The following is a 14954-nucleotide window of genomic DNA, read 5'->3' on the forward strand; positions in this document are numbered from 1 at the left end:
CCCGGCCGCGATCACCGGCGAGTGGCTGCCCGACACGCCCGGTGGGGGCAGCCACTCGCCGATGATCGGCGCAGCAGGGGGGCTCAGCTCGCGGGGTACTCCGCGAAGCGGGCGCGCAGGTCCTTCTTGGAGAACTTGCCGACGCTGGTCTTGGGCACCTCGTCGATGAACTCCACCGCGTCGGGCAGCCACCACTTGGCCACCAGCGGCCGCAGGTGCTCGAGCACCTCGTCGGCGGTCATCGACTCGCCCTCCTTGAGGACGACGCAGGCCAGCGGGCGCTCGTCCCACTTCGGGTGCGGGATGCCGACGACCGCGGCCTCCTTCACCTTCGGGTGGCTCATGATCACGTTCTCCAGGTCCACCGAGCTGATCCACTCGCCGCCGGACTTGATGAGGTCCTTGGTGCGGTCGGCGATCCGGATCGAGCCGAAGGGGTCCAGCGCGGCGACGTCACCGGTGCGCATCCAGCCGTCCGGGGTGGCCAGCACCACTCCGGCGTCGGGGTTGTAGTAGTCCTGCGCGCACCACGGCCCGCGCACCTGCAGCTCGCCGGTGGCCTGGTCGTCCCACGGCTGCGGCTCACCGGTCTCGGCGTCGACGATGCGCGCCTCCACGCCGAGGAACGGGATGCCGGCCCGCGCCCGCTGGGTGGCCTTGGTCTCCTCGTCGGCGTCCAGGTAGCGGCGGGGCAGGACGCCGGAAGAGGCCACCGGGTGGGTCTCGGTCATGCCCCAGGCCTGCAGGATCGCCAGGCCCACCTGCTCCCGGTAGGCCTCCGACAGGGCCTTGGGCACCGCCGAGCCGCCGCAGCCGATCTCGCGCAGCCGGTGCGGCCGGCCGGCCAGGTGCGGCAGCACGCCCTGCCAGATGGTCGGCACGCCGGCGGTGAAGGTCACGCCCTCGTCCACGATCAGGTCGGCCAGCGCCTGCGGCTGCATCATCGGGCCGGGCATGACCAGGGAGGCGCCGGCGGCCGGGGCGGCCTGGGCGATGCCCCACGCGTTGGCGTGGAACATCGGCACGACCGGCATCGCGACGTCCTGGATGCTCAGACCGAAGGCGTTGGGCGCCATCACGCCCATGGTGTGCAGGAACGTCGAGCGGTGGGAGTAGACGACGCCCTTGGGGTTGCCGGTGGTGCCGGACGTGTAGCACATCGAGGCCGCCCGCCACTCGTCGGTGACGGAGAAGTCGACCGGCGAGGCCTCGGCCAGCAGCGTCTCGTAGTCGAGCACGCGCGGGTCGTCGGGGATCTCGGCGTCCCCGCCGTCGTCCATGACCACGACGTGCCGGACAGTCTTCATGGTGTCCACCAGCGGCCACAGCAGCGGCAGCGCCGAGCGGTCGGCGAAGACGACCTCGTCCTCGGCGTGGTTGGCGATGTAGGTCAGCTGTTCGGGGAACAGCCGGATGTTGAGCGTGTGCAGCACGCGCCCGGTGGACGGCGCGGCGAAGTACAGCTCCAGGTGGCGCTGACTGTTCCAGCCGAAGGTGCCCACCCGGCCGTCGGCGCTGATCTCCAGGGTGTCGAGCACCCCGCCCAGGCACCGGGTGCGCTCGGCCCACTCCGCGTACGTCGTCCGGGTGACCCCGCCCGGCCCGGCGGTGGCGATGGTGCCGTCGCCGTAGTGCTGCTCGACGTGCCGGAAGATCGCATCGATGGTCAGGGGGTAGTCCTGCATGAGCCCGCGCATGGCCGCATCGTGCCAGTGGCCCCGCTCACGTTCCACCGGCGCAGACACGCTGGCGCTCACCGGCTCGGGAGCGACCGGGCGACCGCGAACAGCGCCACCGCGACCAACGCCAGGACGACACCCAGGCCCACCGCCAGAGCGGCGACCCCGAAGGCCACCACGGAGGTGAACAGAGAGGCGCGCAGGGAGGAGGCGGTCATGACCTGCTCACGCCGCGGGTCCTCCCGGTCCAGTTCGGCGCAGGTGAGGCCGCCGCTGGCCGCCATCGCGTGCACCGGATCGGGAGCGTCGACCCCGGGTCGAGGTCGCGGCGGGAGGTCACGGCGCGAGGACGACGGGCAGCTCGGCCAGGCCGCGGATCACGAACTCCGGACGGCGGACCGGCTCGCCGCCGAGCTCCAGCCGCGACGTGCGGTCCAGCAGCGCCCCGAACGAGGCCTGCAGCTCCACCCGGGCCAGTGGCGCACCGAGGCAGAAGTGGATGCCGGCGCCGAAGGAGAGGTGCGGGTTGTCGGTGCGGCCGACGTCGAGGGTGTCGGGGTCGGCGAAGACGGCCGGGTCGCGGTTGGCCGCGCCCAGCAGCGCGGCGATCTTCTGCCCGGCCGGCACGGTCACCCCGCCGACCTCGACGTCCGCGGTGGCGGTGCGCTCGAACAGCTGCAGCGGTGAGTCGAAGCGCATCAGCTCCTCGATCGCCGTGGGCAGCAGGCCGGGGTCCTCCCGCAGCCGCCGCAGCTGGTCGGGGTGGCGCAGGAGGGCGAGCAGCCCGTTGCCCGTGACGTTGACCGTGGCCTCGTGGCCGGCGTCGAGCAGCAGGATGCAGGTGGTGACCAGCTCGTCCTCGGTGAGCCGGTCGCCGTCGGTGTCCCGCGTCTGCACCAGGGAGCTGACCAGGTCGTTCGCCGGATGCGCGCGGCGGTCGGCCACCAGCCCGCGCAGGTACGCGACGAACTCGGCGGCGGCCCGCTCGGCGGCGTCCTCGACGGCCGTCGTCCGCCCGTACTCGTACATCTTCACGATCGCGTTCGACCACGGCCGCAGCAGCGGCCGGTCGGCGAGGGGGATGCCCAGCAGTTCGGCGATGACGTCGACCGGCAGTTGCTCGGCCATGCCGGAGAGCACGTCGACCGGCTCCCGGCCGCCCGAGCGCTCGACCAGCCCGTCGGCCAGCCGGCCGGCCAGCTCCGCCACCCACGGCCGCAGCCGCTCGACGTGCCCGCGGGCGAAGGCGGCGCTGACCAGCCGGCGCAGCCGGGTGTGGTCGGGGGGCTCCATCTCCAGCAGCGCGTTGCGGTGGATCAGGTTGAAGCTGCCGAACCGCTCCGCCGGCTCCCTGTCGCGCCAGATCCGCCCCAGCCGCCGGTCGCGCAGGACGGCGTTGCACTCGCCGTGGGTGAACGCCAGCCACAGCCCCAGCCCCTCGTGCCACTGCACCGGCGCCTGCGCCCGGGCCCGCGCGAAGGCGGGGTAGGGGTCGGCGACGACGGCGGGGTCGGTGAGGTCGAGCGGGACGGCGGTGGTGGTCACCCCCGGAGCCTAGGGAAAGGACCTCCCTGCCCCCACGGCTCGTTGAAGGACCCCGTCCTCCCCACCCCTCGCGAGCTCGGGACGGGACCCGGGACGGGGCCGGAGTCTCTGGACGGGGGCCGCCGCAGCCGCCCACCTACGCTCGTCGCCATGGCCCGCCCCGCGACCCGCAAGCGTCCCGCCGCCCCTGCCGCCGACGGTGGCGTCAACCCCAAGGCGCCCTGCCCGTGCGGCTCGGGCCGCCGCTACCGGCACTGCCACGGCTCGGGCTACGCGCCGCCGGTCTCCCGGCCGTTCGAGGGGCTGCCGGGCGAGCCGCACTGGGTGGCGCTGCGCGAGCTGGTCCCGGCCGCCACCGCGCCGCTGCGCACGGCCGACGGCCGCGACGTCACCCTGGCCAGCGTGCTGCCCGGCGGCGCGCCGGCGCTGGTGCGGGCCACCGGGGAGATCCTGCTCGGCGTCCAGCTGCCGGCCTCCTCCGACGACGTCAGCCGCGACCTGGGGACGGCGCTGGCCGCGGCCCTGCAGGCGCCTGCCGGCGCGCCGGTCGACCCGGGCCCGGTCGGCGGCGTCGGCTCGGCCGGGCCGCGGCTGCAGGAGCTGGTCGACCCGGACGCCCCGCTCGAGGTCACCGTCCACCCCGACTTCGGCTTCTGGCTCGAGGGCACCGACCCCTCACCGGCCGCGCGCGCCGGGCTGGAGCAGGCCAACCAGGCGGTGTTGCCGACCGAGTTGCTGCCGGGGCTCGGCGCCGCCTACTGGGTGCGGCCCAGCGGCGAGCGGGCGCACCTGCGCTGGGTGCGGTCGGAGGCGGAGGAGCCGCTGCTCGACGCGCTGGCCCGGCTGCGGGCGGCCGAGGCGATCACCCTCGGTGCGGGCACCCGCTACGCCGGGGCCTTCCGCGCGCACGGCCTCGTCGTCCCGGTGTGGGACCTGCCCGCCGACGCCCCGGCCGCCGACTGGACCGGCCCGGCCACCGAGTTCCAGGCCCGGCTGGAGCAGGCGCTGGCCGTGACCGACCCGCTGACCGCCGACGAGCGCCGGGCCCGCGCCGGCCTGCTCTCCCGCCAGGTGACCATCCGCTGACCCCCGCGGCCCACCCGGGCATGGGAAGCGATACGTGCGTTTCAAGCCCGAAAACGCGTGCATCGCTTCCCATGCCCGGGTGGCAGCCGGGTGATGACGGCGGCGTCGCCCGGGGTGACGGGTCCGCGGATCGCGTGACGGGGAGCGGACGCGTCGTCACCCGATGGCGCGAGCGTTACGAGACCGTGACGCGAGCTCGTCCGCCAGGGGTTGACGCACCGTGGTTGTTAGCGCTCACACTTGTTCGCTCGCCATCGGCGGACCTGCGCCGGGTCGAGCGCGCAGCAGTCTCGAGGAGGAGATCACGTGAGCAAGAGGCTCGGCTTCGCCGCCCTCAGCGCCAGCCTGGCGCTGACCCTGGCGGCGTGCGGCGGCGAGGGTGCCGGCGGGAGCGGGGGCGCCGGCAGCAGCGCTGCCGCGGAGGACCTGACCATCGGCGTCTCGATGCCGACCCAGACCTCCGAGCGCTGGATCAACGACGGCAACAGCGTCAAGCAGCAGCTGGAGGACAAGGGCTACACGGTCGACCTGCAGTACGCCAACGACGACATCCCGACCCAGTCGCAGCAGATCGACCAGATGATCACCGAGGGTGCCGACATCCTGGTGATCGCCGCCATCGACGGCACCGCCCTCTCGGGCCAGCTGGAGACCGCGGCGTCCAACGACATCCCGGTCATCTCCTACGACCGGCTCATCCGCGACAGCGCGAACGTCGACTTCTACGTCAGCTTCGACAACTTCGCCGTCGGCCAGGCCCAGGCCAACGCCCTGCTCACCGGGCTGGGCATCAAGAACGAGGACGGCTCGGCGGGCAGCGCCACCGGTCCGTTCAACATCGAGCTGTTCGCCGGCTCGCTGGACGACAACAACACGCACTTCTTCTTCGACGGCGCCATGGACGTCCTGCAGCCGCTGATCGACGACGGCACGCTGGTCGTCAAGTCCGGGCAGACCGACATCGAGCAGGTCGCCATCCTGCGCTGGCAGCAGGAGACCGCGCAGAAGCGCATGGAAGACCTGCTGACCGGCACCTACAACGACGGCTCGAAGGTCAACGGCGTCCTGTCGCCCTACGACGGCCTGTCCCGCGGCATCATCACCGCGCTGACCAACGCCGGGTACGGCCCGACGCTCAGCTCGCAGCCGAACCCGATGGCGGTCGTGACCGGGCAGGACGCCGAGATCGCCTCGGTCAAGCTGATCAACGACGGGGTCCAGAGCTCGACGATCTTCAAGGACACCCGCAAGCTCGCCGAGCAGGCCGTCATCGCCGCCCAGGCGTTCGCCGAGGGCAACCAGCCGGAGGCCAACAACACCGACACGTACGACAACGGCGTGAAGGTCGTCCCGTCCTACCTGCTGCCGGTCCAGACGGTCTACAAGGACAACATCCAGTCCGTGCTGATCGACTCCGGCTACTGGACGGCCGACGAGGTCGCCAAGGGCCAGTCGGACTGATTCGCACCCCCAGCCCGGCCGGGCCCGGCAGCCGTCGCTGCCGGGCCCGGCCGGCACCACCGGGACCGCCGTCCCCCGCACGACCTGCCCACCCCGTCCGGGTGGCGCACACTCTCTCCACCATCCGCGGGCGCGCCGTGAGCACCGACGGGCTGCGCCCCGACGACAGGACGACGAGGTCCCATGGACGACCACCTCCTGGAGATGCGCTCCATCACCAAGACCTTCCCCGGCGTCAAGGCGCTGGAGGACGTCAACCTGGCGGTCCGCCGGGGGGAGATCCACGCGATCTGCGGTGAGAACGGTGCCGGCAAGTCGACCCTGATGAAGGTCCTGTCCGGCGTCTACCCGACCGGCAGCTACGAGGGCGAGATCGTCTACGACGGTCAGCCGGTCCGCTTCAACGGCATCCGCGACAGCGAGCACGTCGGGATCGTGATCATCCACCAGGAGCTCGCCCTGGTGCCGTACCTGTCCATCGCCGAGAACATCTTCCTGGGCAACGAACGCAGGGGGCGCGGCGGGCTCATCGACTGGAACAAGGCCAACGCCGAGGCCGGCCGCCTGCTCGACGAGGTGGGCCTGACCGAGAACCCGGTCACCCCGGTCGGCCAGCTCGGCGTGGGCAAGCAGCAGCTGGTCGAGATCGCCAAGGCGCTGTCCAAGGACGTCCGCCTGCTGATCCTCGACGAGCCGACCGCCGCGCTCAACGACAACGACTCCGCGCACCTGCTCGACCTGCTGCGGCGCCTCCGGGAGCGCGGCATCACCTGCATCATGATCTCGCACAAGCTGGGCGAGATCACCGCGATCGCCGACCAGGTGACCGTCATCCGCGACGGCCGGACGGTCGAGACGCTGAGCCTGCACGCCGGCGAGGTCACCCAGGAGCGGATCATCCGCGGGATGGTCGGCCGCGACCTGCAGAGCTTCTACCCCGAGCGCCAGTCGCGCCCCGGCGACGAGGTGCTCCGGGTCGAGGACTGGACCGTCTGGCACCCGACGCAGGACCGTAAGGTCGTCGAGGGCGCGAGCTTCACCGTCCGGGCCGGCGAGGTCGTGGGCATCGCCGGCCTCATGGGCGCCGGGCGCACCGAGCTGGCGATGAGCATCTTCGGCCGCTCCTACGGGCGCAACGTCTCCGGCCGGCTGTTCGTGCGCGGCCGGGAGGTCAAGGCCCGCAGCGTCGCCGAGGCGATCGACATCGGGATCGCCTACGCCACCGAGGACCGCAAGCACTACGGCCTCAACCTGATCGACGACATCCGGCACAACATCTCCGCGGCGGCGCTGGACAAGCTCGCCAGCGCCGGCTGGGTGAACGACAACGAGGAGATCAAGGTCTCCGAGGGCTACCGCCGGGACATGAACATCAAGGCGCCGAGCGTCACCGCGGTCGTCGGCAAGCTCTCGGGCGGCAACCAGCAGAAGGTCGTGCTGTCCAAGTGGCTGTTCACCGACCCCGAGGTGCTCATCCTCGACGAGCCCACCCGGGGCATCGACGTCGGCGCGAAGTACGAGATCTACACGATCATCAACCGGCTGGTCGCGGCCGGTAAGGCGGTGCTGGTCATCTCCTCCGAGCTGCCCGAGCTGTTGGGCATCTGCGACCGCATCTACACCCTGTCGGCGGGTCGGATCACCGGTGAGATGCCCGTCGGCCAGGCCACCCAGGAGAACCTCATGGAGCTCATGACCAAGGAGAAGGAGCTCGTGGCATGACCAGGACCGTGCCTCCGTCGTCGGAGCCGGAAGCGCAGACGGCGACGGCTCCCAAGGACGTCGCGCCTGCCACCGCCCTGCGCACCGGGACCAGTGACGTCCGCACGCTGATCACCCGCAACCTGCGGCAGAGCGGCATCTACGTCGCCTTCGTGGTGATCATCGCGCTGTTCGCGGTCCTCACCGGCGGGACGTCGCTGTCGCCGAACAACGTCACCAACATCGTCCTGCAGTACAGCTACATCCTGATCCTGGCCATCGGCATGGTCATCGTGATCATCGCCGGCCACATCGACCTGTCGGTGGGGTCGGTGGTGGCGCTCACCGGCGCGGTCTCCGCCGTGCTGGTGATCCGGCACGGGATGCCCTGGTGGGTGGGCGTGCTCGCCGCCCTGGCCGTCGGCATCGCCATCGGCGCCTGGCACGGTTTCTGGGTCGCCTACGTCGGCATCCCCGCGTTCATCGTCACCCTCGCCGGCATGCTGCTGTTCCGCGGCCTGACGCTGCAGGTGCTGGACAACATCTCGCTCTCGCCGTTCCCCCCGCAGTACGGCCGGATCGCCAGCGGCTTCCTCAACGGGCTCATCGGCGGCAACGGGTACGACGCGTTCACCCTGCTCGTCGGGGCGATCGCGGTCGCCGGCTACGCGGTGAGCACCTGGCGCACCCGCACGGCACGCATCCGCTACCAGCAGCCGGTCGAGTCGTTCCCGCTGTTCGTCGCCAAGATCGTGGCCGTCGGCGCCGTCGTCATGGCGTTCGCCTGGCAGCTGGCGCACGCCCGCGGTCTGCCGATCGTGTTGATCATCCTGGCCGTGCTGATCATCGCCTACGGCATCATCACCAAGCGCACCGTCTTCGGGCGCCAGGTGTACGCCATCGGCGGCAACCTGGCGGCGGCGACGCTGTCGGGTGTCAAGGTCCGCGCGGTCAACTTCTGGATCTTCGTCAACATGGGCTTCCTGGCCGGGGTCGCCGGCGTGGTGTTCTCCTCGCGCTCCAACGGCGCCCAGCCCGCCGCGGGCAACATGTTCGAGCTCGACGCCATCGCCGCGGCCTTCATCGGCGGCGCGGCCGTCACCGGCGGTGTCGGCACCGTCGTGGGCGCCATGGTCGGTGGTCTGATCATGGCCGTCATGAGCAACGGCATGCAGCTCATGGGCGTCGACCAGTCCGTGCAGTCGGTGGTCAAGGGCCTGGTGCTGCTGCTGGCCGTGGCCTTCGACGTCTACAACAAGCGGCGGGCCGGCGCCGCGCGCTGAGTGCGGAGGCGGCCCCGCGGCGGTCCCGCGGGGCCGGCCGCACCGCCACGGGGTCGACGGGGCCGGCGGCCCGACCCCTCGACGGAAGGGGTGACGGTGGAGCCGGAGGGGGTGTCCCGGGCGCTGGCCATGTCCGACGTGGCCGCCCGCGCCGGTGTCTCCCACCAGACGGTGTCCCGGGTGGTCAACGGGCACCCCCACGTGGCCCCGCAGACCCGGGAGCGGGTCGAACGGGCCATCCGCGAGCTCGGGTACCGGCCCAACACCGCCGCTCGGGCGCTGGTCACCGGCTCGACCCGCACCTTCGGCTTCGTCACCGTCACCATCAACCAGTACGGCCCGGCCCAGACCCTGGTCGGCCTGGAGCAGGCGGCGCGGTCGGCGGGCTACTCGCTGTCGGTCACCGTCCTCGACGAGGCGACCGCGGAGGCCATGCACGACGCGGTCGACCGGTTCGCCGCGCAGTCGGTCGACGCGGTCCTGGCGCTGGCCACCTACGACGATGCGGCCGAGGCGCTGCACCTGGTCTCGACGCCGGTGCCGCTGGTCACCGTCCAGAGCGGAGGAGCGGTGGAGGAGCCCGCCGTCGGCGTGGACCAGGTGACCGGAGCCCGGCTGGCCACCCGGCACCTGCTCGACCTCGGGCACCGCACCGTGCACCACGTCGCCGGGCCCGCCGACTCCAAGGAGGCCCGCGACCGCATCGCGGGCTGGCAGGCGGAGCTGTGCGCGGCCGGCGCCTGCGCGCCCGGCTATCCCCGCGGCGACTGGACGCCGTCCTCGGGCTACGCCGCCGGCCGGGAGCTGGCCGCCCGCCGCCGGGCCGGCGAGGAGGTCACCGCGGTGTTCCTGGCCAACGACCAGATGGCGCTGGGCCTGCTCGCCGCCCTCCACGAGGAGGGCCTGGAGGCCCCGCGGGACGTCAGCGTGGTCGGCTTCGACGACCTACCCGAGGCGCCGTACTTCACCCCGCCGCTGACCACGGTGCGCCAGGACTTCGCCGAGCTGGGCCGCCGGGCGGTGCAGCTCGTGCTCGCCCGGCTCCGGGGCGAGGACTTGCGCCTGGAACCGGTGCCGCCGGCCCTGCTGGTGCGGTCGAGCACCGGGCCGGCACCGGTCACCGCGGTGCCCGCCCATGGCCGACCATCATCGTGTTAACGCTGACATCGCCGATGGTGACGCCGTCCGGTCGTCGTCGCGACCACCACCGGGAGCAGGAGGACTGATGTCGCAGCCGAGGGCCGCCGAGGCCCACGTCGTCGGGGTCGACTTCGGGACGCTGTCCGGACGCGCGGTCGTGGTCCGGGTGGCCGACGGCGCGGAGCTGGGCAGCGCCGTCCACGCCTACGAGCACGCCGTCGTCGACCGGACGCTGCCGTCGACCGGGCAGCCGCTGCCGCCGGACTGGGCGCTGCAGATGCCGGGGGACTGGCTGGCGGTCCTCCGGACGGCGGTGCCCGAGGCGCTGGCCGCCAGCGGGGTCGACCCGTCCTCCGTCATCGGCATCGGCACCGACTTCACCGCCTGCACCGTGCTGCCGACCACCGCCGACGGGACGCCGCTGTGCGACCTCGAGCGGTTCCGCGACCGGCCGCACGCCCACCCCAAGCTGTGGAAGCACCACGCCGCCCAGCCGCACGCCGACCGGATCAACCGGCTGGCGGAGGACCGCGGGGAGAAGTGGCTGGCCCGCTACGGCGGCCGCATCTCCAGCGAGTGGGAGTTCGCCAAGGCGCTGCAGCTGCTCGAGGAGGACCCGGAGGTCTACGCCGGCACCGAGCGCTGGGTGGAGGCGGCCGACTGGATCATCTGGCAGCTGTGCGGCACCTACGTCCGCAACGCCTGCACCGCCGGCTACAAGGGCATCCACCAAGACGGGCGCTACCCCTCGCGGGAGTACCTCGCCGCGCTGGACCCGGCGTTCGAGACCTTCGTCGAGGAGAAGCTGGAGCACCCGATCGCCCAGCTCGGCGAGCGGGCCGGCTCGCTGACCGCCGAGGCCGCCGCGTGGACCGGCCTGCCGGAGGGGATCGCCGTCGCCGTCGGCAACGTCGACGCGCACGTGACCGCGCCGGCCGCCCGGGCCACCGAGCCCGGGCAGATGCTCGCGGTCATGGGCACCTCCACCTGCCACGTCATGAGCAGCGACGTGCTCGGCGAGGTGCCGGGCATGTGCGGCGTGGTGGACGGCGGCATCGTCCCCGGGCTGTGGGGCTACGAGGCCGGGCAGAGCGGGGTCGGCGACGTCTTCGGGTGGTTCGTCGACACCGCCGTCCCGGCCGCCTACGCCGACGCGGCCGCCGCCCGGGGGCTCGGGCTGCACGAGCACCTCACCGAGCTGGCCGCCGCCCAGGAGGTCGGCGAGCACGGCCTGGTCGCGCTGGACTGGCACGGCGGCAACCGCTCGGTGCTGGTCGACCACGAGCTCTCCGGCGTCGTCCTCGGGCAGACGCTGGCCACCCGCCCGGAGGACACCTACCGGGCGCTGCTGGAGGCGACCGCGTTCGGCACCCGCACCATCATCGAGGCGTTCGAGGGCAGCGGCGTCCCGGTGACCGAGCTGGTCGTCGCCGGCGGGCTGCTGAGGAACCGCTTCCTCATGCAGGTCTACGCCGACGTCACCCGGCGTCCGCTGTCGGTGATCGGCTCCGACCAGGGCCCGGCGCTGGGCTCGGCGGTCTTCGCCGCCGTGGCGGCCGGCGCGTACCCGGACGTGCACGCGGCGGCCGCCGCGATGGGCAAGGTGCAGCGGGCGGTCTACGTCCCCGACGAGGAGCGGGCCGCGCGGTACGACGCCCTCTACGCCGAGTACGTGCGGCTGCACGACCACTTCGGCCGCGGGGGCAACGACGTGCTGCACCGGCTGCGGGCCATCCGCCGGGACGCCGTCGCCCGGGCCGGCCGCCGGGAGACCGAGCCGCAGGTCGCCGACGTCGAGACCACCTCGTCCGCCCTGGTCCCGGAGTCCGGCACCACCACATCTGCCCTGACCGTGGAGTGATCGGTGTGACTGCCACCCAGCCCCGCACCGAGCGGGGCACCCACCGGGCGCAGCGCGAGCACGTCGCCGCCCTGCACGCCGAGCTCACCCGCTACCGGCTGGTGACCTGGACCTCGGGGAACGTCTCCGAGCGGGTGCCCGGCGAGGAGCTGTTCGTCATCAAGGGCAGCGGCGTCTCCTACGACGAGCTGACCTGGGAGGGCATCACCGTCTGCGACCTCGACGGCAACGCCGTGGACGGGGTGAAGTTGCCCTCCAGCGACACCGACGCGCACGCCTACGTCTACCGGCACGTGCCCGAGGTGCACGGCCAGGTGCACACCCACAGCCCCTACGCCACGGCGTGGGCGGCGCGTGCGGAGGAGATCCCGTGCGTGCTCACCGCGATGGCCGACGAGTTCGGCGGGCCGATCCCGGTCGGGCCGTTCGCGCTCATCGGGGACGACTCCATCGGCCGGGGCATCGTGGAGACGCTGCGCGGCTCGCGCTCGCCGGCGGTGCTCATGCGCAACCACGGCGTCTTCACCATCGGCCCCTCGGCGCGCGCGGCGGTGAAGGCCGCGGTCATGACCGAGGACGTCGCCCGCACGGTGCACCTGTCGCGCCAGCTCGGCGAGCCGCTGCCGATCGCGCAGGCCGACGTCGACTCCCTGTACGCCCGCTACCAGAACGTCTACGGACAGTGAGGACGGACATCGTGGATTCCTTCGCCGGAGCGGAGGTCTGGTTCCTGACCGGCAGCCAGGGGCTGTACGGCGAGGAGACGCTGCAGCAGGTCGCCGGGCAGTCGCAGCGGGTCGCCGCGGCGCTGGACGAGGCCGGTGAGGTCCCGGTCCGGGTGGTCTGGAAGCCGGTGCTCACCGACGCCGGCGCGATCCGCCGGGCGATGGGTGCGGCCAACGAGGACCCGTCCTGCGTCGGCGTCATCACCTGGATGCACACCTTCTCCCCGGCGAAGATGTGGATCTCCGGGCTCGAGGCGCTGCGGCTGCCGCTGCTGCACCTGCACACCCAGGCCGACGCCGCCCTGCCGTGGGCGACGATCGACATGGACTTCATGAACCTCAACCAGGCCGCGCACGGCGACCGGGAGTACGGGTTCGTCCTGACCCGGCTGCGCCTGCCGCGGACGACGGTCGCCGGGCACGTGTCCGACCCACGGGTGCGGGCCCGGGTCGGCTCGTGGGCGCGGGCGGCGACGGCGGCGCACGCGGCGCGGTCGCTCAAGCTGGCCCGCTTCGGCGACAACATGCGCAACGTCGCGGTGACCGAGGGCGACAAGGTGGAGGCGGAGATCCGCTTCGGCATGTCGGTGAACACCTGGGGGGTCGACGACCTGGTCGCCGTGGTGGATGCCGTGGAGGACAAGGCCGTCGACGCCCTCGTCGAGGAGTACGGCGACCGCTACGACTGGGCCGACGACTGCCGGCCGGGCGCGCCACGGCACGAGGCGGTGCGCTACCAGGCCCGCGTCGAGGCGGCGCTGCGCAGCTTCCTCGAGGACGGCGGCTTCGGCGCGTTCACCACCAACTTCGAGGACCTCGGCGGGCTGCGCCAGCTGCCGGGCCTCGCCGTCCAGCGGCTGATGGCCGACGGCTACGGCTTCGGCGGCGAGGGGGACTGGAAGACCTCGGCGCTGCTGCGGGTGCTGAAGGTGGCCGCCGCCGGGCTGCCCGGCGGGACCTCCTTCATGGAGGACTACACCTACGACCTCACCGGCACCCCGAAGATCCTCGGCGCGCACATGCTCGAGGTGTGCCCGACCCTCGCCGGGGAGCGGCCGCGGGTGGAGGTGCACCCGCTGTCCATCGGCGGCCGCGAGGACCCGGCCCGGCTGGTGTTCACCGCGGCCCCCGGCGCGGGCGTCGTCGTCGGCTGGTGCGACCTGGGCGACCGGTTCCGCTGGGTGGCCGACGAGATCGACGTCGTCGAACCGGACGAGCCGCTGCCGAACCTGCCGGTGGCCCGCGCGGTGTGGCGGCCGCGGCCGGACTTCGAGACGGCGACCGAGGGCTGGCTGACCGCCGGCGGCCCGCACCACACGGTGCTGTCGACGGCGCTCGGGGCCGACGAGCTCACCGACCTGGCCGAGGTGTTCTCCACCGAGCTGGTGCTCATCGACGCCGACACCACCCGGCGCAGCCTGGCCAAGGAGCTGCGCTGGAGCGCCGCCTACCACCGCCTCGCCCAGGGCCTGTAGACCCGGGCCTCGTCCGGCCGGCGGTCCCGTCGGGTCACCCCGCGAGGAGCGCCTCCCGGCGCAGCAGCGTCTCGACGGCGTCCCGGGCCCGTTCCCGTGCTCGGCCGTCGCCCTCGAGCAGGGCGGACAGGATCGTACCGTCCACCACGGCGACGAGCGTGGCGACGTCGGCGCCCGGCCGGCCGCAGCGCTGCAGCACGTCGACGAGCAGGGCGTCGACCCGGTCGCGGGTTCCCCGCAGCACCGGCCGCAGCGCGGGGTGGCGGCCCGTGGCGAGGAATCGCTCGTAGAAGGCCAGCAGCTCGGCGTCGTCCCGGCGCCGGCCCAGGAGGACCTCGACCAGCGCCGCGGCCGTGACGGCCGGGGAGCGGCGCCGCCGCGGCAGCGCGTGCACCAGCGCGCCGGCCGCGGCCAGTTCCTCCGCGGCGATGCGCTCGGTGGCGGCGGCCAGCAGGTCGTCGAGGCCGGCGAAGTAGTAGGTCGTGGCCGCCAACGGCACCCCGGCGGTGCGTGCGACGGCGCGGTGCGAGACGGCGTCGGGTCCCGCCGCGGCGAGGAGGGCCGCGGCCGCGGCGACCAGCGCGTCCCGGCGCGCGGCGCCCCTGGGCGTGGCGGCGTCCGGTCCGGGCACCTCAGTGTGCCGAGGACGGCGACAGGTTGAGCCCCACGACGCCCGCGACGATCAGCAGGATCGACAGCAACCGGACGACGGTGACCGGGTCGCGCAGGAACACCATGCCGACGACCGCGGTGCCGGCCGCGCCGATGCCGGTCCACACCGCGTAGGCGCTGCCGACCGGGAGCTGGCGCAGCCCCAGGCTGAGCAGCGTGAAGCTCACCGCCGCGCAGGCGGTGAAGGAGAGCGTCCAGCCCCACCGCGTGAAGCCGTCGGACAGCTTCAGCGAGACGGCGAACGCCGTCTCGAACAGTCCCGCCACGATCACCAGCGCCCAGGCCACGTCGTCCCCCTCCGGACCGGCTCCGCATCGAACTGGTAC

The 14954-nt window shown here is 73.2% G+C and carries 13 protein-coding genes; 8 read left to right on the plus strand and 5 right to left on the minus strand.

Annotation, left to right across the window (positions count from 1 at the left end; genetic code table 11):
- Positions 1-83 precede the first annotated feature (83 nt).
- From DQ238_RS14505 to DQ238_RS14515, 3 genes are read right to left on the minus strand one after another with little or no spacing between them, the layout of a single operon-like run.
- Positions 84-1697 (minus strand): long-chain fatty acid--CoA ligase, encoded by a 1614-nt coding sequence (locus tag DQ238_RS14505; RefSeq protein WP_113781984.1) that lies wholly within the window; start codon positions 1695-1697, stop codon positions 84-86.
- A gap of 56 nt (positions 1698-1753) precedes the next feature.
- Entirely contained in the window at positions 1754-1963 is a 210-nt protein-coding gene (locus DQ238_RS14510) for a hypothetical protein (RefSeq protein ID WP_199506354.1), read from the minus strand.
- Positions 1964-2015: 52 nt separating this feature from the next.
- Complete coding sequence (locus DQ238_RS14515) at positions 2016-3224, minus strand: cytochrome P450 (protein ID WP_113781985.1); 1209 nt, start codon at positions 3222-3224, stop codon at positions 2016-2018.
- Positions 3225-3374: 150 nt separating this feature from the next.
- On the opposite strand from DQ238_RS14515, the gene DQ238_RS14520 reads away from it, so the two are divergent.
- The 8 genes from DQ238_RS14520 (at position 3375) to araA (ending at position 13956) form a co-directional block, all read left to right on the plus strand.
- Complete coding sequence (locus DQ238_RS14520; protein WP_113781986.1) at positions 3375-4310, plus strand: DUF5926 family protein; 936 nt, start codon at positions 3375-3377, stop codon at positions 4308-4310.
- A gap of 306 nt (positions 4311-4616) precedes the next feature.
- Positions 4617-5771, plus strand: coding sequence for a multiple monosaccharide ABC transporter substrate-binding protein (gene chvE, locus DQ238_RS14525; protein ID WP_113781987.1), 1155 nt, complete (start codon positions 4617-4619; stop codon positions 5769-5771).
- 183 nt (positions 5772-5954) lie between these two features.
- The gene (gene mmsA / locus DQ238_RS14530; protein WP_113781988.1) at positions 5955-7493 is read left to right on the plus strand and encodes a multiple monosaccharide ABC transporter ATP-binding protein; all 1539 of its coding nucleotides are present in this window, start codon (positions 5955-5957) and stop codon (positions 7491-7493) included.
- Positions 7490-8755, plus strand: a complete 1266-nt coding sequence (mmsB, locus tag DQ238_RS14535; protein ID WP_113781989.1) for a multiple monosaccharide ABC transporter permease — start codon at positions 7490-7492, stop codon at positions 8753-8755. Before mmsA ends, mmsB begins: the two co-directional genes overlap by 4 nt.
- Before the next feature lie 90 nt (positions 8756-8845).
- Positions 8846-9913: a LacI family DNA-binding transcriptional regulator gene (locus DQ238_RS14540; RefSeq protein ID WP_233495976.1), complete on the plus strand. Its 1068-nt coding sequence runs from the start codon at positions 8846-8848 to the stop codon at positions 9911-9913.
- 67 nt (positions 9914-9980) lie between these two features.
- On the plus strand, positions 9981-11756 hold the full coding sequence (gene araB / locus DQ238_RS14545) for a ribulokinase (RefSeq protein WP_113781990.1): 1776 nt from the start codon (positions 9981-9983) through the stop codon (positions 11754-11756).
- A 5-nt stretch (positions 11757-11761) separates the two neighbouring features.
- The gene (locus DQ238_RS14550) at positions 11762-12442 is read left to right on the plus strand and encodes an L-ribulose-5-phosphate 4-epimerase (RefSeq protein ID WP_113781991.1); all 681 of its coding nucleotides are present in this window, start codon (positions 11762-11764) and stop codon (positions 12440-12442) included.
- An 11-nt stretch (positions 12443-12453) separates the two neighbouring features.
- The gene (araA, locus tag DQ238_RS14555) at positions 12454-13956 is read left to right on the plus strand and encodes an L-arabinose isomerase (protein WP_233495977.1); all 1503 of its coding nucleotides are present in this window, start codon (positions 12454-12456) and stop codon (positions 13954-13956) included.
- 34 nt (positions 13957-13990) lie between these two features.
- Here araA and DQ238_RS14560 read toward each other — a convergent pair whose 3' ends face one another.
- Together DQ238_RS14560 and DQ238_RS14565 are read right to left on the minus strand one after the other, a co-directional pair.
- Entirely contained in the window at positions 13991-14587 is a 597-nt protein-coding gene (locus tag DQ238_RS14560) for a TetR/AcrR family transcriptional regulator (protein WP_113781992.1), read from the minus strand.
- Position 14588: 1 nt separating this feature from the next.
- The gene (locus DQ238_RS14565; protein WP_113781993.1) at positions 14589-14915 is read right to left on the minus strand and encodes a multidrug efflux SMR transporter; all 327 of its coding nucleotides are present in this window, start codon (positions 14913-14915) and stop codon (positions 14589-14591) included.
- Between the last annotated feature and the right edge of the window lie 39 nt (positions 14916-14954).

The organism is Geodermatophilus sp. TF02-6, assembly GCF_003319115.1.
Classification (GTDB): Bacteria; Actinomycetota; Actinomycetes; order Mycobacteriales; family Geodermatophilaceae; genus Geodermatophilus.

Bases quoted from the DNA above. Each gene is read 5' to 3' on its own strand.
- DQ238_RS14505 (WP_113781984.1), bottom strand. From the start codon at position 1,697: ATGCGCGGGCTCATGCAGGACTACCCCCTGACCATCGATGCGATCTTC.
- DQ238_RS14510 (WP_199506354.1), bottom strand. From the start codon at position 1,963: ATGGCGGCCAGCGGCGGCCTCACCTGCGCCGAACTGGACCGGGAGGAC.
- DQ238_RS14520 (WP_113781986.1), top strand. From the start codon at position 3,375: ATGGCCCGCCCCGCGACCCGCAAGCGTCCCGCCGCCCCTGCCGCCGAC.
- mmsA (WP_113781988.1), top strand. From the start codon at position 5,955: ATGGACGACCACCTCCTGGAGATGCGCTCCATCACCAAGACCTTCCCC.
- mmsB (WP_113781989.1), top strand. From the start codon at position 7,490: ATGACCAGGACCGTGCCTCCGTCGTCGGAGCCGGAAGCGCAGACGGCG.
- araB (WP_113781990.1), top strand. From the start codon at position 9,981: ATGTCGCAGCCGAGGGCCGCCGAGGCCCACGTCGTCGGGGTCGACTTC.